General features: G+C 47.9%; 23 protein-coding genes. 21 read left to right on the top strand and 2 right to left on the bottom strand.

The window, feature by feature from the left end:
* The first annotated feature begins 40 nt into the window (after positions 1–40).
* The 13 genes from MHH48_RS22765 to MHH48_RS22705 all read left to right on the top strand — a co-directional run bounded on the left by MHH48_RS22765 (position 41) and on the right by MHH48_RS22705 (position 14,064).
* The gene (locus tag MHH48_RS22765; RefSeq protein ID WP_076324929.1) at positions 41–1,303 is read left to right on the top strand and encodes a competence/damage-inducible protein A; all 1,263 of its coding nucleotides are present in this window, start codon (positions 41–43) and stop codon (positions 1,301–1,303) included.
* Positions 1,304–1,591: 288 nt separating this feature from the next.
* Entirely contained in the window at positions 1,592–2,653 is a 1,062-nt protein-coding gene (gene recA, locus MHH48_RS22760; RefSeq protein WP_076324928.1) for a recombinase RecA, read from the top strand.
* Between the two features lie 139 nt (positions 2,654–2,792).
* Positions 2,793–3,530 (top strand): RecX family transcriptional regulator, encoded by a 738-nt coding sequence (locus MHH48_RS22755; protein ID WP_076324927.1) that lies wholly within the window; start codon positions 2,793–2,795, stop codon positions 3,528–3,530.
* Between the two features lie 359 nt (positions 3,531–3,889).
* Complete coding sequence (gene rny, locus MHH48_RS22750; RefSeq protein ID WP_076324926.1) at positions 3,890–5,431, top strand: ribonuclease Y; 1,542 nt, start codon at positions 3,890–3,892, stop codon at positions 5,429–5,431.
* 136 nt (positions 5,432–5,567) lie between these two features.
* Positions 5,568–6,362, top strand: coding sequence for a TIGR00282 family metallophosphoesterase (locus tag MHH48_RS22745; protein WP_179090707.1), 795 nt, complete (start codon positions 5,568–5,570; stop codon positions 6,360–6,362).
* Positions 6,363–6,491: 129 nt separating this feature from the next.
* Complete coding sequence (locus tag MHH48_RS22740; RefSeq protein WP_006211249.1) at positions 6,492–6,752, top strand: stage V sporulation protein S; 261 nt, start codon at positions 6,492–6,494, stop codon at positions 6,750–6,752.
* A gap of 91 nt (positions 6,753–6,843) precedes the next feature.
* A complete protein-coding gene (locus tag MHH48_RS22735; RefSeq protein WP_076324924.1) occupies positions 6,844–7,800 on the top strand; it encodes a membrane dipeptidase in 957 nt (318 codons plus the stop codon).
* Between the two features lie 178 nt (positions 7,801–7,978).
* Positions 7,979–8,551, top strand: a complete 573-nt coding sequence (locus tag MHH48_RS22730) for a phosphate propanoyltransferase (protein WP_076324923.1) — start codon at positions 7,979–7,981, stop codon at positions 8,549–8,551.
* Between the two features lie 306 nt (positions 8,552–8,857).
* Positions 8,858–10,417, top strand: a complete 1,560-nt coding sequence (miaB, locus tag MHH48_RS22725; protein ID WP_076324922.1) for a tRNA (N6-isopentenyl adenosine(37)-C2)-methylthiotransferase MiaB — start codon at positions 8,858–8,860, stop codon at positions 10,415–10,417.
* Positions 10,418–10,517: 100 nt separating this feature from the next.
* The gene (locus tag MHH48_RS22720; protein WP_076324921.1) at positions 10,518–10,967 is read left to right on the top strand and encodes a YlbF family regulator; all 450 of its coding nucleotides are present in this window, start codon (positions 10,518–10,520) and stop codon (positions 10,965–10,967) included.
* Between the two features lie 166 nt (positions 10,968–11,133).
* A complete protein-coding gene (locus MHH48_RS22715) occupies positions 11,134–11,919 on the top strand; it encodes an NUDIX domain-containing protein (protein WP_071220157.1) in 786 nt (261 codons plus the stop codon).
* Between the two features lie 75 nt (positions 11,920–11,994).
* The gene (locus MHH48_RS22710) at positions 11,995–12,552 is read left to right on the top strand and encodes an isochorismatase family cysteine hydrolase (protein WP_076324920.1); all 558 of its coding nucleotides are present in this window, start codon (positions 11,995–11,997) and stop codon (positions 12,550–12,552) included.
* A 57-nt stretch (positions 12,553–12,609) separates the two neighbouring features.
* On the top strand, positions 12,610–14,064 hold the full coding sequence (locus tag MHH48_RS22705; RefSeq protein WP_076324919.1) for a nicotinate phosphoribosyltransferase: 1,455 nt from the start codon (positions 12,610–12,612) through the stop codon (positions 14,062–14,064).
* 77 nt (positions 14,065–14,141) lie between these two features.
* On the opposite strand, the gene MHH48_RS22700 is transcribed toward MHH48_RS22705, so the two are convergent.
* Entirely contained in the window at positions 14,142–14,942 is an 801-nt protein-coding gene (locus MHH48_RS22700) for a hypothetical protein (protein ID WP_076324918.1), read from the bottom strand.
* A gap of 228 nt (positions 14,943–15,170) precedes the next feature.
* On the opposite strand from MHH48_RS22700, the gene MHH48_RS22695 reads away from it, so the two are divergent.
* Together MHH48_RS22695 and MHH48_RS22690 are read left to right on the top strand one after the other, a co-directional pair.
* The gene (locus MHH48_RS22695) at positions 15,171–16,169 is read left to right on the top strand and encodes an acryloyl-CoA reductase (RefSeq protein WP_076324917.1); all 999 of its coding nucleotides are present in this window, start codon (positions 15,171–15,173) and stop codon (positions 16,167–16,169) included.
* Between the two features lie 92 nt (positions 16,170–16,261).
* Positions 16,262–16,789 (top strand): hypothetical protein, encoded by a 528-nt coding sequence (locus MHH48_RS22690; RefSeq protein ID WP_076324916.1) that lies wholly within the window; start codon positions 16,262–16,264, stop codon positions 16,787–16,789.
* Positions 16,790–17,199: 410 nt separating this feature from the next.
* Here the strand turns inward: MHH48_RS22690 and MHH48_RS22685 are convergent, their stop codons facing one another.
* Positions 17,200–17,718, bottom strand: a complete 519-nt coding sequence (locus tag MHH48_RS22685) for a molybdenum cofactor biosynthesis protein B (RefSeq protein WP_076324915.1) — start codon at positions 17,716–17,718, stop codon at positions 17,200–17,202.
* A 107-nt stretch (positions 17,719–17,825) separates the two neighbouring features.
* On the opposite strand from MHH48_RS22685, the gene MHH48_RS22680 reads away from it, so the two are divergent.
* The 6 genes from MHH48_RS22680 (at position 17,826) to MHH48_RS22655 (ending at position 24,791) form a co-directional block, all read left to right on the top strand.
* Positions 17,826–18,878: a GTP-binding protein gene (locus MHH48_RS22680; protein ID WP_076324914.1), complete on the top strand. Its 1,053-nt coding sequence runs from the start codon at positions 17,826–17,828 to the stop codon at positions 18,876–18,878.
* Between the two features lie 127 nt (positions 18,879–19,005).
* A complete protein-coding gene (locus tag MHH48_RS22675; protein ID WP_076324913.1) occupies positions 19,006–19,344 on the top strand; it encodes a four-helix bundle copper-binding protein in 339 nt (112 codons plus the stop codon).
* 207 nt (positions 19,345–19,551) lie between these two features.
* Positions 19,552–20,772 carry an ROK family protein gene (locus tag MHH48_RS22670; protein ID WP_076324912.1) on the top strand — a complete coding sequence of 407 codons (1,221 nt, stop codon included), beginning with the start codon at positions 19,552–19,554 and terminating at the stop codon, positions 20,770–20,772.
* A gap of 567 nt (positions 20,773–21,339) precedes the next feature.
* Positions 21,340–22,755 carry a VWA domain-containing protein gene (locus MHH48_RS22665; protein WP_076324911.1) on the top strand — a complete coding sequence of 472 codons (1,416 nt, stop codon included), beginning with the start codon at positions 21,340–21,342 and terminating at the stop codon, positions 22,753–22,755.
* A 417-nt stretch (positions 22,756–23,172) separates the two neighbouring features.
* Entirely contained in the window at positions 23,173–24,063 is an 891-nt protein-coding gene (locus MHH48_RS22660) for an ABC transporter ATP-binding protein (protein ID WP_076324910.1), read from the top strand.
* On the top strand, positions 24,063–24,791 hold the full coding sequence (locus MHH48_RS22655) for a hypothetical protein (RefSeq protein WP_256720739.1): 729 nt from the start codon (positions 24,063–24,065) through the stop codon (positions 24,789–24,791). The genes MHH48_RS22660 and MHH48_RS22655 overlap by 1 nt, the downstream gene beginning before the upstream one ends.
* The last annotated feature ends 27 nt before the right edge of the window (positions 24,792–24,818 follow it).

Here is a 24,818-nt window from a genome sequence, read left to right as displayed (position 1 = left end):
TATTGTGAAGAGATAGAAGATACAGGAGGATCGACGAATCATGAAAGCAGAAATCATTGCAGTTGGAACCGAACTTCTCCTTGGACAGATTGTGAATACCAATGCACAGTATTTGTCCAGACAGCTTGCCTCAATGGGAATCGATGTGTACTATCAAACCGTTGTCGGGGATAACATGGAGAGGCTCAAGGAGACCTTGCAGCTGTCCAGCAGCAGAGCCGATATCGTGCTTCTGTCCGGCGGCCTGGGCCCCACACAGGATGACCTGACGAAGGATGCGCTCGCATCCTTTCTGAATCGTTCATTGCATATTGATCGGATGGCTATGGACCGGATCGAACGTTTCTTCCAAGAACGGGGATCCGTAATGACCGAGAACAATCGGCGCCAGGCCCTGGCCATCGAGGGAGGGACTCCGCTTCCGAACGAAACAGGCCTCGCCGTCGGGAACGCGGTATCGTATGAAGGCACTCATTATATTGTGTTGCCGGGTCCGCCGAAAGAACTGATGCCGATGTTTGAGCAGGAGGCCAAGCCTTGGCTTCTGCAGCATGTGCTTACGGGAGAGCTTCCCATCTATTCGAAGATGCTCAAATTCGCAGGCATCGGGGAGTCCGCGCTTGATAAGCGCCTGGAAGACCTGATTACGGCCCAGACCGATCCGACGATTGCATTGTATGCCAAGGAAGGGGAGGTCACCGTCCGAATCTCCACGAAGGCTTCCAGCGAGGCTGAGGCGATGGTCCGGCTGAATGAACTGGAAGCCCGGATCCAGGAGAGAGGCCCTGAGTTTATGTATGCTAACGAGGATGTGCCCATTGAGAAGGTTATTGTAGATATGATGGCGGATCATAGCTGGACGCTAAGCGCCGCGGAGAGCTGCACAGGAGGCCTTGTAGCGGAGACGCTGACCTCCATCCCCGGCAGCGCATCGATGTTCCTTGGCGGGATCGTCTGTTACACTAACCAGATCAAGGAGAAGCTTGTGCATATCCCGCATGCGCTGCTCGAGGGGGATGATGCGCCGGGAGCCGTCAGTGCGGAGGTTGCCGAAGCGCTTGCAGATCATGTTCGGATGGTAACCGACAGCGACTTTGGTTTATCGGTAACGGGCGTAGCAGGTCCAGGGTACGCTGAACGCAAGCCTATAGGTCTTGTTTACATCGGATTGTCTCAACGGGGAAAAGAAACAGAAGTGCATGAGCTGCACCTCCAGGGTAACCGTGAGACGATCCGGCTCCGTGCGACGAAGGCGCTGCTCTACCGGCTTTGGCAGCGTCTTGTTGCCTCCAAACAAGATTAATTTTGCAAAAATAGAGATATCCGCTTTTCAAAAAAAGTAAATAATTTACACCTTGCTTGGTACCTCTTCTTGAATTAACGAACAGTTCCAAGTATAATGGGAAATACGGAAGAACCGTGGCATATCGAATGATGTTGCCACGGTTCTTGTTCTTTATACATAGGGGATGGAGCATATACCGGAAGGGGCGTTGAATAAAAAAAACGAATGTATGTTCGAAAAAAAGCTTGGCAAACGTGTCAAAACAAGGTATGATATGACTATCAACAGTGAAGGGTTGTGGAACAATTGTCAGATCGTCGTGCTGCGCTGGAAATGGCGCTTCGTCAGATAGAGAAACAGTTCGGAAAAGGTTCCATCATGAAACTGGGTGAATCCACCCACATGCAAGTTGAGATTGTGCCGAGCGGATCGTTGGCATTGGATATAGCTTTAGGAACCGGCGGCTTGCCTAGAGGCCGGATTATTGAAGTGTATGGACCGGAATCCTCCGGTAAAACAACAGTAGCCCTCCATGCTATTGCGGAAGTTCAGAGGGCTGGTGGACAGGCTGCATTTATCGATGCCGAGCATGCTCTGGATCCATCGTATGCAAGCAAACTGGGCGTTAATATTGATGAATTGCTGCTCTCCCAACCGGACACGGGTGAGCAGGCGTTGGAAATTGCGGAAGCTCTGGTACGCAGTGGTGCAGTGGATGTCATCGTTATTGACTCGGTTGCTGCGCTTGTTCCAAAAGCTGAAATTGAAGGCGACATGGGGGACTCCCACGTGGGTCTGCAAGCTCGTCTGATGTCCCAGGCTCTTCGTAAATTGTCGGGTGCTATTAATAAATCGAAAACGATTGCCATCTTTATCAACCAGCTTCGTGAGAAGGTTGGTGTTATGTTTGGTAACCCTGAGACGACTCCAGGCGGACGTGCTCTGAAGTTCTACTCGACGGTTCGTTTGGATGTGCGTCGAATTGAGAGCATCAAGATGGGGAACGATGTGGTGGGTAACCGCACACGGATTAAGGTTGTTAAGAACAAGGTAGCGCCACCTTTCAAACAGGCTGAGCTTGATATTATGTACGGTGAAGGCATCTCTAGAGAGGGAAGCCTAATCGATATCGGAACGGACCTCGATATCGTGGATAAGAGTGGTGCATGGTATTCTTATGCAGGTGACCGTCTTGGCCAAGGACGTGAGAATGCGAAGCAATTCTTGAAGGAGAATCCGGAGATTGCTAGTGTTATCGAGAACAAAATCCGTGAAGCGAGCAATCTGACTACGGCTGTTCCTGAGCCTTCCGAGAAGGATAAGGAACAAGAGGAAATAGAAGAGCAAGAGTTGTTTAAAGTAGAATAGTAAATTGCTGGTTAACGATTAAGTGTTGAGGACTGTCCGGTGTTTGTAACACCAGACGGTCTTCTTTGCATTTATCCAGAATTGAGAGTCAGTCTTGGTTATTTTACTCAGGATGGCGCGGTAGTGAGAGGAGCGACATATGGAAGAAGAGAATAAAGAAATGTCGGAGCAGGCAGAATCATCAGGTATTGAGCATTTTCCGGCTCACGAGGATTTGGTTGTAACTTCAGTCGAAATGCTGAAAAAGCCCAAACATCGATACCGAATCGCGTTTGGTCCGTACCTCATGACCGTTCATGAAGATGTAATGCTGAAATACAGGATGTTCAAGGGAAATGTTTTTCGTAAGGAAGAGTTGGAAGAAATTATCGTGGCCGACGAGCGACAGCGGGCTTACGTAGAGGCGTTGAATCATCTGGCTAGGAAGCCAAGAACAGCCAAGGAGATCACCCAGCGACTGCAGCAAAAAGGTTTCGAGCCGAGCAGCGTGGAGACGACGCTGGAGCGCCTGGAGAAGGACAAGCTGATTGATGACGCGTTATACGCCAAGATGTGGACAGAGCAGCGAATGACCAGCCATAAGAAGGGACGGCTGTGGGTCAAGCAGGAACTGAGACAGAAGGGAATCGGCACGGAGCTGATCTCCGAGGCATTGGGCGAGATCAGTGCAGATGCCGAATTGGAGAGCGCGCTCGCCGTGGGACGGAAAAAATGGCAGCAAACCCATGGGGAGATGCTGGATCGCAAACGTAAAACGGGAGCATATTTAATGCGTAGGGGCTTCGGCGGGGACCAGGTGCGTCAGGTACTCAAACGTCTGGTCGATGAGGATCAGCAACAGGGTGAGTGGGACGATGGACTGGAAGATTTCGAATAAAGGGCAAATTGGGCACTTTTTCGTGAAAGAAATGGTTTCGTTGGATGAAACTGACGTTTACCCATTGCTTTCCCTTGACAATATCTTTTTATAAATACTAAAATAAATATGAATCTTTTTATCATAAATTAGAATCCTTTTTCCTTCCAAAAAAGTGACTACTTTGTGAAAGATTCTTAAATCGCCAATTCATAGTGAAATGTATTCCGCTGGGTAAGGCGGGATTTGCGTACGTGATACGGCGTTCGCAGTATGGACGGCAGCTTCCACTGCCGGAAAATTTTATGTATGAATGAGTAACCTGACAATTGCACATTTCCCAAGGAATGCCTTGGAGGAACCAACGAGGAGGTGATCAGATGCATCCAATTTGGTGGATCATAATCGTTCTCGTTGTAGCCGCTATATTCTTTGGGTTCGGTTATTTTATTCGCAAATCCCTTGCAGAAGCTAAAATTTCCAGTGCCGAGCATGCCGCTTTGCAGATCGTAGAAAGTGCGAAGAAGGAAGCAGAAGCATTGAAGAAAGAAACGGTTCTCGAAGCTAAAGACGAAGTTCATAAAATCAGAGCCGAAGCTGAAAAAGACACTCGTGAGCGCCGGAATGAAATTCAACGGCAGGAGCGCAGATTGTTGCAAAAGGAAGAGTCGCTGGATAAAAAAATAGAATCTTTGGAACGTAAAGAAGAACAAGTGGCGAACAAAGAGAAACGAATAGAAGAGACCCAGCAGCAAATCGATGCCATTTACAAGAAACAAACGACAGAATTGGAGCGCATCTCCAACCTGTCGATGGAGGATGCCCGCAGCATTATTCTCAGTAATGTTGAGCAGGAAGTTCGTCATGAAACCGCTCAGATGATTAAAGAAATCGAGCAGCAGGCGAAGGAAGAGGCAGATAAGAAATCACGCGAGATCATCACGCTGGCTATTCAACGCTGTGCGGCTGATCACGTAGCTGAGACCACGGTATCTGTAGTCACCTTGCCGAATGAAGAAATGAAGGGCCGGATTATCGGACGTGAAGGCCGAAACATTCGTGCGCTTGAGACCCTTACAGGGATTGACCTTATTATCGATGATACTCCGGAAGCTGTTATTCTCTCCGGTTTTGATCCGATTCGCCGTGAAATTGCCCGTACAGCTTTGGAAAAGCTCGTGGCAGACGGACGGATTCATCCGGCTCGTATCGAAGAAATGGTGGAGAAATCCCGCAAGGAAGTGGACGAACGCATTCGCGAGTATGGAGAACAAGCCACCTTCGAGGTTGGCGTTCACGGTTTGCATCCAGATTTGATCAAAATTCTGGGTCGACTGAAATTCCGTACAAGCTATGGACAAAATGTGTTGAAACACTCCATGGAAGTGGCCTATTTGACTGGCCTGATGGCCGGCGAATTGGGCGAAGACATCGTGCTTGCGAAACGGGCAGGACTGTTGCATGACATCGGTAAAGCGCTGGATCATGAAGTGGAAGGATCGCACGTTGAAATCGGCGTGGAGCTGGCGAAGAAGTATAAGGAACATCCGGTGGTTATCAACAGCATTGCCTCTCATCACGGTGATTGTGAAGCAACTTCGGTTATTGCCATGCTGGTTGGCGCAGCTGACGCATTGTCTGCTGCCAGACCGGGAGCACGCAGAGAGACGCTTGAGACGTATATCCGTCGTCTTGAGAAGCTCGAAGAAATTTCCGAATCCTTTGAAGGCGTTGAGAAATCCTATGCCATTCAAGCAGGACGTGAAGTTCGTGTCATGGTACAGCCTGAGAAAATCGACGATGCTGAAGCATTCCGCTTGGCACGCGACATTACCAAAACGATTGAGAATGAACTGGATTATCCGGGTCATATCAAAGTCACCGTTATCCGGGAAACCCGAGCGGTGGATTACGCAAAATAGAGTTTGGACCTTAAAAAGTGGCCGCAATCCGGCCACTTTTTATCTTTGAAATTTCCGAAAATACAGTTCGGACATATATGAATCGGGAACGGTCTTGCCGGGAATCAGGACAAGCATCCCTGAAGGAGTGATTGACATCAACGTATTATTCATCGGAGACATTGTCGGCAGTACAGGTCGTAAAGCTTTGAAGGCTTCCCTTCCGGAGCTGAAGTCCAAATATAATCCGCACATCATAATTGCCAATGGGGAGAATGCAGCTTCAGGACGCGGCATTACCTCGGCTATAGCCAATGAATTTTTTAATTGGGGCATTCATGGCATCACCTTGGGAAATCACACGTGGGATAACAAGGATATTTTTGAGTTTATCGATGATGAGCCTCGCATGATTCGTCCGGCAAACTTTCCGCCCGGCACACCGGGCCGCGGATACACGATCATCAAAGCGAACGGCAAACAGCTAGCGATTGTGAATTTACAGGGACGAACATTCCTGCCAGCGATCGATTGCCCGTTTCGTGCAGCCGATGACATTGTGGATGAACTTCTCCAGAAGACGAAGTGCATTCTGGTGGACTTCCATGCAGAGGCAACCTCGGAGAAGATTGCCATGGGATGGCATCTGGAAGGCCGCGCCTCGATGGTAGTTGGAACGCACACCCACGTACAAAGCAATGACGACACCATACTGCCTGGAGGAACAGCTTATATTACGGATACCGGCATGGTCGGCTCCAAGGAAGGCATCCTCGGCATGCAGCGTGATGCGGTAATGTATAAGTTCAAGACCCAGCTTCCTGCTCGTTTCCAGGTCGACGAAGGCAAATGGCAGTTCCATGCCGTATGCGTGGATATGGATGAGGAAACGGGAAGAGCCCGGAAGATACAGAAAATCCGCATGTACGAAGACGAATGGCGGATGGATTAAAAAAGGCGGAATCCGTTTAATTAAATTAGGAACGGATGGTAAAAAGCAGGAATTTTTTCCCCTCTCACGAATAACATCTAGTAAGCGGAAGCAAACCATCACTCAACATTCCCAGGGGAGGTACTTACCATGGAAGTATTAAAAGTTTCAGCAAAATCCAATCCTAATTCAGTTGCAGGGGCGCTCGCTGGAGTTCTGAGGGAGCGAGGCGGGGCGGAACTGCAAGCGATTGGGGCGGGAGCACTGAACCAGGCCATTAAAGCGGTAGCGATTGCCCGGGGATTTGTAGCACCGAGCGGGGTGGATTTAATTTGTATCCCTGCTTTTACGGATATTGTGATTGATGGCGAAGACCGGACGGCAATTAAATTGATCGTAGAACCTAGATGAATTTCGAATGTTGAGGTATTAGCCTGTTTACTCTCCTTGGTGTAAACAGGCTTTTTGCTGTGATAAGTTTAGAAGGGAGATGAATGGCGCGATGCGGACGGTTGATTTTCACTGTGATGTTTTGAGCAAAATGTGGGAAGATTCCCAAGCCTCCTTTGTGGACGACCCGCATTTGGATGTAACGCTGCAGCGCATGGAGGAGGGCGATCTGGCCCTTCAGGTGTTCGCTGTTTTTTTATCGGAGAAATGGGGGAGACCTTCCTTTGAACGGGTGCTGGCACAAATCGATACCTATCGCAGCCGCATTGTTAAACCGGGTCATCTGAAGCCACTGCTCTGGCAAGAACAAGTCCAAGAGTTCGGACAACGGAAGAATGGACGGTACGGCGTTCTGTCGCTGGAAGGCGTTGACGGGCTGGAGGGGAATCTGTATTACGTCCAGCTCTTGTTTGAGATGGGCGTTCGTTTTATGGGGATTACCTGGAATTATGCGAACTGGGCTGCAGATGGAGCATTGGAGCAGCGAAATGGGGGATTCACAGAACGGGGGCGTCAACTGGTAGAGCTATGCAATTCGACAGGTATTATTCTGGATGTGTCCCATCTGTCCCAAGCTGGCTTCTGGGAGCTCGCGGAGCTGACCAAAGGGCCCATTATCGCCTCGCATTCCAATGCGTACTCCGTCTGCCAGCATCCCCGGAATTTGAATGATGAACAGATAAGGGCATTAATCGCGCTTAACGGGATGATCGGAATCGCGTTTGTGCCCTGGTTTATCCGCAGCGGTGTAGAGCGTGTCAAGCCGGAGGACGTATTGCCGCACATCGAGAAAATTTGTGAGATGGGCGGAGAGAAGCACATCATGTTTGGTTCGGATTTCGACGGGATTGATCAATGGGTAGCCGGACTTGAGCATCCGGGCCGGTATTCGGATTTTCAAGAGCTGCTGCTTAAACATTATCCTGAATCGATGGTCAAGGGCTGGATGTCGGAGTATGCCCTCCGTTTTCTTGAGCAGAATTTACCTTCATTGTCAACTCAAGCATAGTAACCTTTCGCATAACGACCATGATTCGAGGATAACTTTGACAATCCTGTTGCAGATTGCTCATGAAACGGAAGAAGGCGGCCTGAATCACCCGGGTTGCCTTTTTATTTTTGGGTAATAGAGAGTATAATAGGTGATGGCATGTACAGCATATAGAGAAAAACAAGGAGTGAGACAGATGAGTAAAACTGTACCTGTGGGTGTATCCGCCCGCCATATTCATTTAACCCAAGAGCATATTGAGGCATTGTTCGGCCCTGGATATCAGCTTACAGAGTTCAAACCATTGTCCCAACCAGGACAATTCGCAGCCAACGAAACGGTAGCGGTCATTGGAACGAAGGGACAATTCGATAAAGTAAGAATTTTGGGACCTGCACGTCCTGCAACCCAGTTGGAAATTTCCCGCACGGATTCCTTCGCCATCGGTGTAAAAGCACCCGTACGCGAATCCGGAAACATCGCCGGTACCCCGGGTATCACGATTAAAGGCCCGGCAGGTGAAGTAACGGTGGACGAAGGTGTTATCGTAGCTGCTCGTCACATTCACTTCCATACGTCCGTTGCGGATCAATGGGGGATTAAAGACAAGGATCTGCTGAAGGTACGCTTAGGCGGCGAACGCGGTCTTGTACTGGAGAATGTCATTGCCCGCGTATCCGATAATTTTGCGCTCGACATGCACATCGATACCGATGAAGCTAACGCTGCTGGCGCCAAAACCGGAGACACTGCTGAAATTATTGATTAATCCATAGCTTCAGTAAACCTTTATGAACATACTGTATGTGTCACGCATGTGCTGCTGTTAAGCGATCACAGCTGGAAGAGCCTGAGTCGATTCACTTCGATTTCAGGCTCTTTTTTGAAATTTCCCAAGGGTTTAATGTTTCGCGAAGCCAATTTGAAGGAAAAAGTTCATCTGTTAAGGTTTAGCCTCAATAACGCCAGGGTGGTAGCTTAGGCAATAAGATCATGATATAATTTAAAACAGTGCCTATTTAAGATATTTTGTCATGTAAACCAAAGATTTTGCGGATCTAAGGAGTGACCAAGCATGTCCAAAGAAAGTAAGGACTACTCCAAGTATTTTGATTTTTCAGGAGCCAAAGTTCTCTCGGAAGATGAACACGGGAAGAGAATTCGCATCAATGGCCGGGAAATCAACATCCTTTCGGAGCCTAATCATAGACAGGAAAAACAGCGCGGCAAGCAGAGTGTCGAAGTATTGTATGATACCGAGCTGCCGGAAGAGTTCCGAAGCATCGGAGCTGGCAAGCATTATATTGTGTATACGTTCGGATGTCAGATGAATGAGCATGATTCCGAGACGATTAAGGGATTGTTGGAGCAGATGGGCTACCAGGCAACCGAGGATCGGAAGCAGGCGGACATCATTTTGCTCAATACATGTGCCATTCGTGAAAATGCGGAGGACAAAGTGTTTGGCGAACTCGGCCACCTGAAGCATTTGAAGATCGAAAAGCCGGATATGCTGCTTGGGGTTTGCGGCTGTATGTCGCAGGAAGAATCGGTTGTTAATCGAATTCTCCAGAAGCATGGCTTCGTGGATTTGATCTTTGGTACGCACAACGTACATCGTCTGCCTCACCTTATTCAGGAAGCGCTCTTTAGCAAGGAAATGGTGGTTGAAGTGTGGTCCAAGGAGGGCGACATTGTTGAGAATCTTCCGAAGAAGAGAGAAGGTCTCCGCGGCTGGGTCAACATTATGTACGGCTGTGATAAATTCTGTACATATTGCATCGTTCCATACACCCGCGGCAAGGAACGCAGCCGGCGTCCGGAGGATGTCATTGCTGAGGTTCGTGAATTGGCCCGGCAAGGGTATAAGGAAATTACGCTGCTCGGTCAGAACGTGAACGCCTACGGCAAGGATTTTGAAGATATCGAGTACCGTTTCGGCGATCTGATGGATGATATTCACAAGATCGATATCCCACGTATTCGCTTCACGACATCCCATCCAAGGGATTTCGACGATCATCTGATCGAAGTGCTGGCGAAGGGTGGCAACCTGGTCGAGCATATTCATCTGCCGGTACAGTCGGGCAGCTCCGAAGTGCTCAAAAAAATGAGCCGCAAATATACACGCGAGACGTATTTGGAACTGGCCCATAAAATTAAGAAGGCAATTCCCAATGTAGCGTTTACCACCGACATTATTGTCGGGTTCCCCGGTGAGACCGATGAGCAGTTTGAGGAGACGCTGTCTCTTGTGCGAGAAGTAGGTTATGATGCTGCTTATACGTTCATCTATTCTCCTCGCCAAGGAACACCGGCTGCAGTGATGGAGGATAATGTGTCGATGGAGGTCAAGAGCGAGCGGCTTCAACGTTTGAATGCAGCCATTAGTGAGTACAGCCGCCAGAGCAATGATAGGCTGCTTGGCGCTACGGTGGAGGTCCTTGTAGAAGGTGTCAGCAAGAACAATGATTCCATGCTGTCGGGACGCACACGCACGAATAAGCTGGTTCATTTCGAAGGCTCAGCGGATCTCATAGGCAGCTTCGTGAATGTACGAATTACGGATACGAAGACCTGGTATATCAAAGGGGATATGATCCCGAACACGATTCCTGCCTCGGATGCGGTATAATAGAGAAGCACAGCATTCCAATGCAGCATTGGGCCGCGAGCAGAATGCGGCTGGTGCTGCATATTCCCATATAGATGATGAAGAATTGGAGCGATGAACCTTGGCACATGATCATGTTCGTACGAACACATACGGTATGTCAACTTACAACACTCGTGAATTGATTATACGTGACGATATTTTAGCAAAAGCCGGCGAGCTGGCTGAATTAATATCCACCAGTGAAGAAGTTCAGATGTTTAAGCAGGCCGAAGAGAAGATCCAGAACCACGAACGGGTTCAAAACCTGATTAAAACCATTAAGAAAAAGCAAAAAGAAATCGTAGCCTTTGAATCGTTCCAGAACAAGGATATGGTTGCCAAAATCGAACGGGAGATCGAGGAACTGCAAGAGGAAATTGACGGTATTCCGCTCGTGATGGAATTCCAGCAAAGTCAAAGCGATATTAATTATCTTCTTCAGCTGGTCGTGTCCGTGATTCATGATACCGTTTCGGAAAAAGTGAATGTGGAAACAGGAAAAGATACGCCGCCAAGCAGCTGCGGATAGATGAAACGAGGTGCGGAATGGATGGTTCCGCACCTTTTCTATTCTTGCTACATTATGCACAGAATGAGAATGAATAGGGCATAGTACACTTATAAAGAGGATGAGGTCAGGAAATCCTTGACATCATCTTTAAATATGTCATAATGAAATTATCAAAATAATAGTTATGGTGATGGAAATGACGGATCGCGAACAGGCGCCAAAGAGCAGTGCCAAGAAATACAGAACACCGGATGGTGTACCCGCCGATATCGTGATGTTTACCTTGACGAAGCGGGAACGGAAAACCTTCACCAAGACATTGCCCATACGTGAGCTTAAGGTGATGCTGATCAGGCGAAGATCATGGCCATGTGCGGGGATGTGGGCACTCCCTGGTGGATTTTGTCGTGAGAGTGAGTCTATTTACGATGCCGCCAAACGGGAACTGAAAGAAGAGACCGGGGTGGACGGCGGTCACTTGGAGTACTTGGGCGTGTACAGCGCACCGGGACGGGATCCAAGGGGCTGGATCATCAGCCATGCATTCTATGCGTTGGTAGAAGAATGGATGCTGGAGCACCGCCAGGCTGCCGATGATGCGGAAGAGGTGGGTCTGTTTACTGTAGCGGAAGCTCTGGAGGAGCTGGAGCTTGCTTTTGACCACAGGGATATCATTATGGATGCGTACCGCAAGATTCAGCAGCAAATGCTGCAAACGACAATTGCACGGCAGTTTTTACCGGAGCATTTTACACTGAGTGAGTTGTACCAGGTCATTCAGACCGTCGTGCCCGAGTTCAACGAGCCCAATTTCATCCGCAAAATCACATCGACCCGCAGCAGGCAGGGGATACTGGAAGAAGCCCGTGATGAGAACGGCAAGCCGCTAAATTCCAATCAATATTCCCAACGGCCGGCCCAATTGTATCGTTTTACGGATCATGCACCACTGCTATCGATTTATACGTAGGAATGGAATGGAATGGATTCACCCGCTGTTATTTTATCGATCACATTAATCATGTTGAAGAGGAGTGTGTGTCAGATGAAAGCCTTGATCGTGATAGATTTCACGAATGATTTCGTGGATGGCAATCTGCCTGTAGGCGAACCCGCCATCAACATTCAGAACACAATCGCGGAGCTAACCAAGTCATACAGTGATCGTGGTGATTTTGTTGTAATGGCCGTGGACCTGCATGAGCACAATGATGCTTATCATCCCGAAACCAAGCTGTTTCCTCCGCATAACATTCGGGGAACCCGGGGGCGGGAATTGTACGGTGAACTTCAGCAGGTATATGAGGAACGCAAGGACACCATTTATTGGATGGACAAAACGAGATACAGCGCATTTTGCGGTACGGATCTGAACCAGAAGCTGCGGGAACGCGGGATTACCGAAGTCGATCTCGTCGGAGTATGCACCGATATCTGCGTTCTGCATACTGCAGTGGATGCTTATAATTACGGATACCGGATTACGATTTATGAAGATGCCGTCGCGAGCTTTAATCCGGAGGGACACAAGTGGGCTTTAAGTCACTTTCAAGGCAGTCTCGGGGCATCGGTCGTGCGAAGTAAGGAACTTCTTAATCAATAGACAGCTTGAACCACCCGGAAGCCTAGATGAACCGGGTAACAGTGGAGGATGATCGTGATGCTGACAGCAGGATTAGCACTACATACGGACAAATACCAGATCAACATGATGTACGCTCACTGGATAAATGGCTCTCATCGTACGCGTGCGGTGTTTGAGGCGTATTTCCGCAAGCTGCCATTCGGTAACGGATACGCGGTTTTTGCCGGTCTTGAACGGATTGTACATTATATTGAATCCTTGCGTTTCACGGAGGATGATATCGCGTATTTGGCCAAACAGGAAGAGAAGTATAAACCTGAATTTCTAGAGGAGCTTCGCCGGTTCCGTTTTCATGGAAATATTCATTCCATGAAAGAGGGGGCGCTGGTATTCCCGAATGAGCCGCTCATTCGAGTTGAAGGGACCATTTTTGAAACACAGCTGGTTGAAACGGCACTCTTGAACTTCATGAACTTTCAAACCTTGATCGCCACCAAGGCGTCCCGTATCCGTCAGGTTGCCAGCGGCGATACCTTGCTGGAGTTTGGCACAAGACGTGCACAGGAAGCGGATGCCGCGGTTTGGGGCGCGCGTGCTGCGTATCTGGCCGGTTTCCATGCCACATCGAATATGCTGGCTGGCGAGAAGTTCGGAATCCCGACGAAAGGTACGCATGCGCATTCCTGGGTGCAGACCTTCCGGAGTGAGCAGGAGGCCTTTGATATTTTTGCCGAGGTGATGCCGGATCAAGTGACGCTGCTGGTGGATACCTTTGATACGTTAAAGAGCGGGATTCCCCATGCCATTGTAACAGCGAAGAAGCTGGAGGCTCAAGGGAAGCGGATGAATGCTATTCGTCTGGACAGCGGGGATTTGGCCTATCTGTCGATTCAGGCACGGAAGATGCTGGATGAGGCTGGTCTTCATTATGTTGGCATCGTGGCATCCAATGATCTGGATGAGGGAACGATTCTGGATCTCAAGGCACAGGGGGCTAAAGTGGATACTTGGGGCGTTGGTACCCAATTGATCACGGCAGCCGACCAGCCTGCGCTTGGAGGCGTCTATAAGCTCGTGGAGCGGGAAGTTGACGGCAAGATGGTGCCGACTCTCAAAATCTCGGGCAACCCCGAAAAAGTATCCACACCAGGCAAAAAAGAAGTATACCGCATCATATCCAAGGGAAGTGGCAAAGCGATAGCCGATTACATCTGCTTCCCGGAAGAAGAGATGCCGCCGGAAAACGGGAAATTAAAGCTGTTTAATCCGCTGCATCCATACATGCGCAAGAATGTAAAGAATTTTGAAGCGGTGTCCATGCTTGAACCGGTGTTCCTGAATGGCGAACTGGTGTATGAGCTGCCGAAGCTTGAAGAGATTCGCAGCTATCATGATGCTCAGCTGGATCAGTTCTGGCCGGAGTATCTGCGGAAGCTGAATCCGGAAATATACCGCGTTAATCTGAGTGAAGAGGTCTGGGAAGTGAAACAGCGGATGATGGCTGAGTTCATGGAACAGCATGAGGATTAGGTTTTAGAATACAGAAATTAAAAGACGCTTTTCTTTCTTGCCGCTTGGCAGGTGAAGGAGCGTTTTTTTGTATCCTGCTATAAGTCAAGTCGATCCATCATAATTCCATTGACGTCACGCACGGTAATATGACCCTTATCCATGTTCTCGAGCATGCCCGGCTGGCATTCGTAGTACCAAATGTACAAATCTTCACTGACATCTGGCTTGAGTTGCTGATAAGGTATGGTGTGGACCGGCTGACCATTTACTTGGACCTGAAAGGGTTCCTGGCTTCTATATACGCCAATGACGAGTGATGAATACTTGCTTGTCTCCGAGAATACGGAGTGAGAAGAGGAATCTTCAGCAGGAGGGTATAATATTGTTGCAAATGAAGTGTTCCATCCGAACCATCCCTTGGTATAGGTTGATAAATGCAATCCCGTTCCAGGTGTATCCAAGAAAGCATATGCCTTGTTCGGCGATAATTCTGATTGTATGATTTCAGCATGATCAACCCTGAAAGATGCCTCAAGAAAAGCATGCTTCCCATTGAACACGGCCGCTTCAACCGTGCGGTATGTGCTCCTGTATTCGTAGGTCCCGATAATCAATAGGAAGAGTAGACCGAATAATACGTATACTTTGAGACCAGGCCGGGTAATGATGGGGAATACTCTGAAGATTAGCCGATACAGTGTAAGAATGAGACCCAAACTTAGAAAGAACACGAGAAACGAGCCGGCAATGCCCCCTGATTGTGTATGAATACCAAAGGCTTCAAAAAACTGGCTGATCGGTTTATAGACGACCGGTAACAGAACTAAGGTGACCAAAGTGAGTAAGTACGAGAAGCGGAAGGATGAACGTTCAGATCTATATTCTGAATGCATCATAACTTAGATTTCAACTCCTGCTGGTGATTTTTGTATAAAAGTATTCCTTTTCCATGATAACATATTCCATGATAACATAATTTTGACTAATTAAGCCGAGTGCAGGATCATTTCTCGGAAAAGCGCATAAGTCGCCATATTCCGAGAGCATGTATAAAGCTTCGACATATTCATAGTGCAGATCCAAATTGCTTTACAGCACCTAAACTAACCCAAGGAGTGATATGTGTGGACAACGAAACCGAATTTCAGGCCTACGTGCTGCGTCAAGATGAGCAAGGGGTTCGCGGCAGTGTGGAGAACATGAGTTTGAAGCAGCTGCCCGAAGGTGACGTTATTGTGCGGGTATTATACAGCGGGGTCAACTATAAAGACGGTCTAGCCAGCATACCGGAGGGGAAAATTGTCCGCCGGTACCCGTTCATTCCGGGTATTGATCTGGCAGGGACGGTTGTGCATTCCGCTCATGCTGATTACAAGGAAGGCGATGGCGTTCTCTGTACCGGTTATGAATTAGGGGTATCTCATGAAGGTGGGTTCAGCCAGTACGCACGGGTTAAGGGAGAATGGCTCGTCCCGTTGCCGCAGGGTTTGTCCCCGCGTGATGCGATGGCTATCGGAACCGCAGGTTTTACGGCTGCATTATCGATAGAGGCCTTGATACGGAATGGACTGCGACAGGAACAGGGGGCCGTTCTAGTTACGGGGGCAACAGGGGGCGTGGGCAGCTTCGCGGTCTCCATCCTCAGTCAATTAGGCTATAGCGTAACGGCATCCACAGGCAAATCAAGTCAGAGGGACTGGCTCTTAAAGCTGGGAGCCCATGAAGTGATATCCAGGGAAGAGGCTGCGGCATCCTCCAAGGGGGCCATCTCTGCCGAGCAATGGGCAGCGGTGGTAGATCCGGTCGGTGGAAACCAATTGGGTTCACTGCTGAAAGGCGTGAAATACGGCGGGAGCGTCGCCGTTTCCGGCATGACGGGCGGTGGTGCTTTTGATTCGACGGTGTTTCCGTTTATCCTTAGGGGGATCAATCTTCTCGGAATCGATTCGGTGTATTGTCCTATGGCCTTCCGCCGATCGGTATGGTCGAAGCTGGCCGATGAATGGAAACCGGCATCTGTTCTTCAAGAAGGAATTACAGAATACGGTCTACACGATCTGCCTGAAGTGCTGAACACCATTCTGCAGGGCAGGGCGGTTGGAAGAAGCGTCATCGCTCTATAATATTACCTCGATTTCTCATACGCATAATGTTCCTCATCCTCAGGCATGCTAAGGGAAGGCAACCTCTGACACCTAAGGAAGGGTGAGTGAACATGAATTACCGAAGAATCGTTACCGCTTTATTGCTTTGTTCCATTCTTGCCATATCGGTCGGTTGTTCCAGGCAGGTGGCCAGGGACGAGGCGCGCTTATATAACATGAGGGCTTACGAGGAAGGTTCCAGGGAGGCCCGAATATCGGGGCGGGGCATGAATGGAAAATTCCTTGAGGATCTCCAGGCCTCATTCAATCAGGTGGGCATGCCGCTGACCAATGAAACCTATGCGGAGGACAACGTAGGCAACATCACGTATCAATACCGGATCAATTATGATGCAAGCCAGTTTATTACCGTGTATGTCTATCAGGATCAAGCGGCCAGGGAAAAAGGGATCAAGGAGATATACGGCGTTACAGAAGGGGATGCCAATGCGGCCGGCGGGCATAACCTGATCATGAGCGACAAGGAAACGTCCATCGTATATACGTCGACGGGCGACAAAACGGATAACTATTATGACCAGGTCAAAAAAATAGCGCCCTCCCTGCTTGCCAAACATCAACGACGCGCCAGCAGTTAGAGTGGAGAGAAGTAGCTGTCCATAAGTAGGTTTGCTCACTTGACGGGCGGTTCGTTAGATAAAAAATGTGTCAAATGAAGAAATGGCAGTGCTCAGGATGTTATCCTTGCACCGCCATTTCTTGCTTTTCGGTCTTTGTCGCTTGCTTGAGTAGATTATGGGCAAGCGAAAGCCATCCGACATAGGCTCACTTTCGTCAGTCCTCGAAGCAGAAATACAAATAATAGTGTTCCAGTTTGACGTAGGAACGAAAACGATTGATGGTACGGAAGTCGTTCCAAGAAATTTGGGGGCAACAGCGATGGGAGGAACGATTCGTACACGGAGCGTCTCCTAACAGAAAAAGGGGGCATCCCGCCAGATCTAAGAACTTTTGGGACACCCTCTTTAGCATGTTAAATTCGCTGTTATTATGATTTGTGTTTATCCAGCTCATATTTGATGTGCCGCAGCTCAGGCAATAGAATCCGGTTCATCGCAAGCTTGACGGCTCCTGTCGAACCTGGCATCGAGAAGACGGCCGTGTGGCTTAACGTGCCGCCGATCGCACGGCTCAAAATGGCCGCAGACCCAATATCCTCGGTAAAGCTTAGGAAGCGGAAGATCTCGCCGAATCCGGGGAGTTCCTTATCAAGCAGTGAAGATACGGCTTCATAGGTGGTATCCCGGCTCGATATGCCTGTACCGCCGGTTAATAGGACGACATCAATCTCCGAATCGCTGACCGCGGAATAGATCGTTTCACGGATTATTTCATAGTCGTCTTGGACAATGCTGTAAGATACAACGGCATGCCCGGCTTCTTCAAGCAAGCCGATCATCAGTTTACCGCTCTTGTCCGTGTCCTTGGTCCGCGTGTCCGAGACCGTAATCACCTTACAGTTCACGGAAGCGGGGGATTGCTGTTTATGCTCTTGCGTTGAATTCATAGAAATGACATCTCCTGTAGTAGTTAATGGTGGTGAACTTGCAGTAGTCGGATGAAATGTAGTACACTCGCTAGCATAATCATGATGCACGCAAAGGAGTATGGAACGTGGAGCATGTAACACCCATTTATATTTTATCAGGTTTTCTTGGCAGTGGAAAAACGACATTGCTTAGCCGTCTCATTACCTGCTTCAAGCAGCAGGGCTTGCGGCCGGCCATTGTCATGAACGAAATCGGCGAGGTCAACATTGAAGGGCTTGTCGCCGGTGAAGAGGTACCAACGGCAGAGATGCTAAGTGGCTGTATTTGTTGTACCATTCGATCCGATTTATCATCTGAAATTGCGATGCTGATCCAGCGGGAACAGCCGGATGTCATCGTCATTGAAGCGACGGGGATCGCCAATCCGATGGAAATCCTGGACGCAGCGGCAGAAGCTTCTTTATACATGAGAATCGATGTGAAAAAGCTGATCACTGTCGTGGATGCCGCGCATCTGCTGCATTTGAATATAGAGCAGAAGGGGAAGACCTATCGTTTGATGCAGGAGCAGATTCGCGCCGCCTCGGCGCTCGTCCTCAATAAGATGGACCTGGTGAACGATCAGGACAAAGAGACGATTGAGCAGCTGGTTGAACGTTGGAACCCGTATGCTCCGATTATCCCTGCGGTACGCTGCGACTTGAATCTTGAAGATCTGCTGCAGAGCGGTTCACATGGACAGAATGAGCATTCGCATGTACATGGTCGAGAGGACAGGGATGTCCATGAACATACATACAAGCAAGAGCACGCTAACAGCCATGAACATGCGCACAATCGTGACCATGCCGACAACCACGACCATGGTCATGCTCACGATTCTCATGATCATGTGATGTCCTACACCTACTATTTCAGCCATGCGGTAAACAGTGTGGAATTCGAGCGATTCATAGCTGGGCTGCCAAGGGATGTGTACCGGGCTAAAGGCATCCTCACCTTCAATGATACCAACAGCCGGTTTCTATTTCAGTACGCCTTCCGGGAATCCGATTTTATGAAAATTACGCCCCAGGGTCAAGTACCGGATGTGGTGGTATTTATCGGGGAGCATTTCCAGAAGTCGCTGCTGCGAGAGCAGCTTGAAATGCTGGAAGGGAAGATAAGTCGGGCATAAGTCACAGACTTGCCTGATCATTTTTGGGCAATTGTACTGGGGTCTTTATGGCCCATGTTTGATTCAGAGGGCAGTTCAAAGTTTAATACAAAGGCATAGCGTAATAACTACAAGGAGGATCTACCCAATGTTAAATGAACTCAAATATAAAGAATGTATTGAAGCATGTCTCCAATGTATGAACGCTTGCAATGTATGCTATGTATCCTGTCTGAAAGAATACGAACTGGCCATGCTTCGCGATTGTATAACGCTCGACAGAGAGTGTGCCGATATATGCGCGTTTGCGGCTCAAGCCATGTCACGGAAAAGTCCTTACGTTAAGGAAATTTGCGAACTATGTATCAAGGCATGCCTGGCTTGTGCGGAAGAATGCGGGAAGCATGATCACGAGCACTGCAAACAATGTGCCGACGCGTGCCGGAAATGTGCCGACGCATGCCGCGAAATGCTAAAGCACATGTAAGTTAACTATCGTAGTACGATATAACAAAGCCTGATTTCCGAAGCGGGAAATTAGGCTTTTTAGTTGTAAGTTGGGTATCTTCAGGTTCGGTGAACTGACTTTTCTCCACGAGATCAACTGGAGGAATTTTACTAACTTCGTATTTTCCCCTATGATAGATGTGCGAGGAAGGTAAGTACAATGAATGGTAAAGAATGAGGTTGTAACATGAATAATTCAGTTGGAAAAAACAATCGGTATGTCCGAAATATGAATCGTATCGGCATTATCGGGCTGCTTCGCGATTATGGCAGTTTAACGAAAGCGGAAATCGCAGCCAAGATGGACTTGACGTTTACGGCGGTTAACAATCTGGTGGAAGAGCTGATGAAGGAGCGATTGATCATTGAAGCCGGGTTATATGATGACTCCAGCCGTGGCAGGAAGCCCAAGCTCATCTCGTTGAATCCCGCCGATAAGTATTCGGTCGGCGTCCATATTAGCGCAGCCTCCGTGCGGGCAGCGGTCATTAATTTGCAGGGAGACATGTTGTTCACGAAACATTGCTCCTTTGAAGATAGCGCCAATCGCGGCAGTGTAGTGAATATTATTATATCCACGATACAAGCTGTACTGGACAAGTCAGGCTTGGAGTCCGAAATTATCGGCATCGGCGTAGGGGCTCCCGGACCGCTTGATCCGTTTCAAGGTAAAATTCTGTCTCCGCCCAACTTACCCGGTCTGCATCAAGTACGTTTAAAGGAACTAATCGAGGAGAATACGGAGCTCCCAACCCATGTAGAGAAGGACGCTAACGTAATGGCACTCGGTGAGCTATGGTATGGAAACGGTCGCCATTTCAACAATCTAGTGTACGTGGATGCGGATATCGGGATTGGGAGCGGCCTGATCATCAACCAGAAAATATATCAGGGTTTCCCCTTTGGAGCTGGTGAGATTGGGCATTGTACGATAGATATCAACGGTCCGCGCTGCACTTGCGGTAATGACGGCTGCCTTGAAGCAATGGCGTCGGGGATTGCCATCGTCCGTAGAGTGTGTGAGGAGATAGGACGTGGGACTGAAAGTTCTCTTTGTTCTTATCTAAATGGTGAGAATCAGAATCTGGATGTAGTCGATGTAATCCATGCCGGGCTGGCTGGAGATCCACTAGCTGCCAATATCCTGCATGAATCGGCATGTTATGTCGGTATATCCCTGGCCAATATGATAAATCTGCTTACACCGGAAACCATCATCCTTGGCGGAGTACTGGCTAATCGTTACCCGGATTTCTACAATCATGTTAATGAAACATCCTTTAACAGAAGCTCGTCCAGCTTCCATAATCAGATGGTGCTGCAGCCCTCAGAGCTTGGAGAACATGCGGGCATCATTGGTGCAGGTACGATTGTGTTTGAAAAATATCTGAATGAAATGAGCGATTAGAGGGAAAAGGACTTCTTCACCTTCATTAATATTAAATAAGGTTTAATAAATTCCTGAATGTTCTTGGCTATGCTCAAGTATTGATTTTGGCAAGGCAAATCCGTGAGTTTAGCAGGGGAGCAAAAACAGCCCGTTTATCCAACGATAAACGGGCTGTTTTTGCTTTTTTAATCTAATTTTGCTGCCGAAGTATATTCATCCTTACCCAAGTCTAGGCATTGCGGACTGTACCGGGCTATCCGGCATTTATTTACGAAGGATCACGGTATGTGCTGGTGGGTCTCTTCATGGTCCCATGGTTATGGGAAGAAAGTCTAATATTTATTTGATTAACCATTATTAGGTGTTAATTACTTGATTGTAGTGTATGATTTTGGAAAGACACAGGAGATCCGGGTCCTTATAACAACACTTAGATTAAGGAGGGAAGTCCGAATACGAGAGGGCAGGTTCCAAATTTCCCTTAAATACAGCTGCACGAGCTTAAAGGGGAGACGTTCATCATGTCCGCTGACCGTAAGCGGTATTTGTTCATGTATCAGAAGATTATTAATTAGAGGTGAGTTGATGTTTCGAAGATCTATCTTCATTATTATGATGTTAATCTTATTCCTTGCAGGTTGCAGTAATGAAACAGATAAGAATGCTTTAAAAATTCCTGACTCATCGGATTCTACGCAAAGTATTGAACCAGAAAAGAACCCTTCAAACATTCAGACCCCATCAGGTTCAGATCAAAATGAACCCAGCTCAGAAATTCAGAGTCCACCGGACTCTAATCAAAGTGAACCTCAGACTTCCTTGACCGATGAAGAAACATTAATGAAACCACCAGGACGTTTTGCCGGTTCCAATTATGATGTACAGAAAGTTAAGGAAGCTGTGGATCAATTACCGAATGACTTGACTGCTGATCAATATACTGAAGAACTTCTCCTTCTATTGGCTGAAGATTATCGCTCTTATATAACCACTTTCAAAGAATATGACACAGAAGTTAAAGTGGATATTGACCGACCTAATGGAAACATCACATTACCCGCAAGTAGGAAATTACACATTTCGATCCTACTTGATGCCAGTGGCAGCATGAAAGCGCAGATCAATGGCAAATCAAAAATGGACTCTGCCAAAGAAGCTATACAGATCTTCGCAGATAAATTACCTGAAAATGCAGAAGTATCTTTGCGGGTATATGGACATAAAGGAACAGGAAGTCAGAAAGATAAACAAGTATCATGTAACAGTACAGAAGAAATATTTCATGGCCAAGGTGACCAGGCAAATCAAATGAAAACGGCACTACAAGGCGTAAAACCAGCTGGATGGACACCCATTGCAAATGCTCTGGAATCTGTAAAACAAGATATTAATCCCGAGACAACCGATTCGGTCGTATATGTGGTTAGTGATGGAATTGAAACATGTGGAGGTAATCCAGTACAGATTGCCAAAGAACTCAACCAATCCAAAGTGAAGACCGTTGTAAATATTATTGGCTTTGATGTGGATAACGAAGGACAGAAATTGCTTCGACAAGTTGCTTCATCTGGAGGTGGAGAGTTCACTTCTGTAAATAATGACGAATCACTAAAAAATTATCTCAATAAAGCGTATATCAAATTACTCGGCGAGTGGAAGACGTGGCAAATAAAAGGAGAAGGAGAGGCAAATACACAAGTCATACGGAAGCAGGGAGCTATCAATACTACAGAAATGGATATGCAAATTCTAGCGAACAAAGAATATGATAATCTGCTAGCAGCCCTTCGGGTTCTAGAAACTAAATACGGAAATGATATCCCTCACGGTGAGATCTGGATGCAGGTTACTAATCGTAAGAATTTCGCATGGAATTATGCTCGTGATACAGGGAGACGTTTATATGACGAAGTCACTAAAAATGGAAACCAGGTTTATGACGATTACAAGAATGAAGGCGATAAGAATATCGAAGATCTGGAGAATAAGCAAAATAATTAGCGGTTAAAGCAATGTGACTCATGTGAGCCAAAGGTCATGCCGAAGAGGCCATAGGCGCTGCGCTAAACGCAGGCGCCGGATCAGGAGAGATTGAATCGTTTGAAGTGGCAGGTCAACGGGCGCGATGATGACAGCGTAAATGGATTGGGTTAATCAGAAAAGGGTTATGACCAAGGTAAACGTTAAGAAAGAATGATTAACAAGGCGGCCATTAGGCCGCCTTTGCTTATTTTATCTTCCTGCCCGGGACCTAACGATGCTTTTTGATAATGGCCTCGTGGCCGGAATAATCGCTGGATTTTCATGTCATGTGAGATAACGGTACCTTTGTTCACAGAGCTTGAAGTGTTGTGCTTTCAGGTAAAATAGCTCTACAATACATACAACACCAGATTAAGTGAACAGGAGTTGAAATGTTTGCAAGAGCTGCTGGAATTGAACGGAGTACACAAGCGTTTCGGTAAATTTGCAATCTTACATAACATTACCTGGTGCATTTCCCGAGCCGAGTGTGTTGCTATTACAGGAAGCAACGGCGCTGGAAAGAGCACCCTACTACATGTAATAGCCGGACTTGCTAATCCATCGGGAGGGTCCCGGGTCGAGTATGAAACCTCCCTTCGCGTCGGATATGTTCCGGAGCGATTCCCTGCGCTTCGATTTCGTCCTTCTGAATACTTGCGCCATATGGCCGCCATTCAGGGTATGAACAAGCAAGAAGCCGAGAACCGAATTGGTGCGATGCTGAATGTGTTTCAGCTGCAGGACATGAAGATGACCCTATGCTCCAAGGGGATGCTGCAAAAAGTCAACATCATGCAGGCCCTGCTTCGTCAGCCCGATCTATTGGTTCTGGATGAGCCTCTGTCAGGACTGGACGAGGCTTCTCAAATGGAGATGATTGGCATTCTAAGTGAAATCAAAAGACAAGGGACAGCCATTGTGATGTCCGTTCACGAGCCGCTGCTTATTGCTTCGCTGGCCGACCGGGTAACGCAGCTCCGCCAGGGGCGGATCGAACGGGACGGAACGCTGGAAGCCGGTTCGGAGATGGGACGGATGAAGCTGGAATTCACGCGTGTTTCTCAGGACAAAATGCTGGAACTGGAACGCCGTCCAGGGTTTCACTATTGGATTTCGAGAGGTAACCCTGCATCGATGGTCGTGTCGCGGCAAGTCGCGGATAATATGCTGCTGGATATTTTACAGTCAGGTGGTTCGCTGATACGGCTGGAACCCTGGAGCGGAGAGATGGCAAAGCAAGTGTACCCAACCTCTGGTCAATCAAATGAAGGGGAGGGAGCATAATGGGGTCATTGATTCGTTACATGCTTGTTAGTTACACGAGATCCTATCGATATTTCGCTCCGATTGCCTTCATGTTGATATCGGTGGTGTTTATATACTCCTACCGGCCCAATCCGATCATGGACAGTTATGCCGTAACGGCTGCATTTCTGTTTGTTGGCTCAGCTTGGCTAGGTTTGAACTTTCTCAATCATGATCAAGGGCGTCAAACGATGCTCCTGATCGTTCACAGCGGGAAGGCCATACGATATTATGCCGCCCAATATATAACCGTAACGCTTCTATCTATCCTGTTCAGTTTATTTGCCGTCCTTTATCCAATCGTATTTGGAATGTTTGATAAGCCGATTACATTATCCCAGTTTGCATTGGGTTATCTGGGACATGTGGCATTGTCCTTGCTTGGGATTTCTCTGTCCGTATTTTTTCAGTTTGGCTTTATGGAGAATCAGGGAAGAGCGGCAGGATGGCTGTTAATCGTTATCGTTATTTCCTTAGCCGGGCAATCTATCGTTCAGGATGATCTTGTTGATTTGAGATTGATTCCTTATGTTCTGCCACCTGTCTCTGTTATGATTGACATGTTCATTCATGCTGACGAGCGTTCCCAGTTCGTGTTATTCATGACGATTGCGTACACGTTCATATACAGCTTTATTTTACTGGCGGTTTATCTATGGACGGCCTGTCGTAAGGATGCGGCAACCATAATCCGAAAAGTAGGTTGAAGTAGGAGGAATCTTCCTTTACCATAG

This window comes from Paenibacillus sp. FSL F4-0100 (genome assembly GCF_037993005.1).
In the GTDB taxonomy this organism is placed as follows: Bacteria; Bacillota; Bacilli; order Paenibacillales; family Paenibacillaceae; genus Paenibacillus_AQ.
Note: the sequence above shows the minus strand (reverse complement) of the source record. Positions and strands in the feature narration are given on the sequence as shown.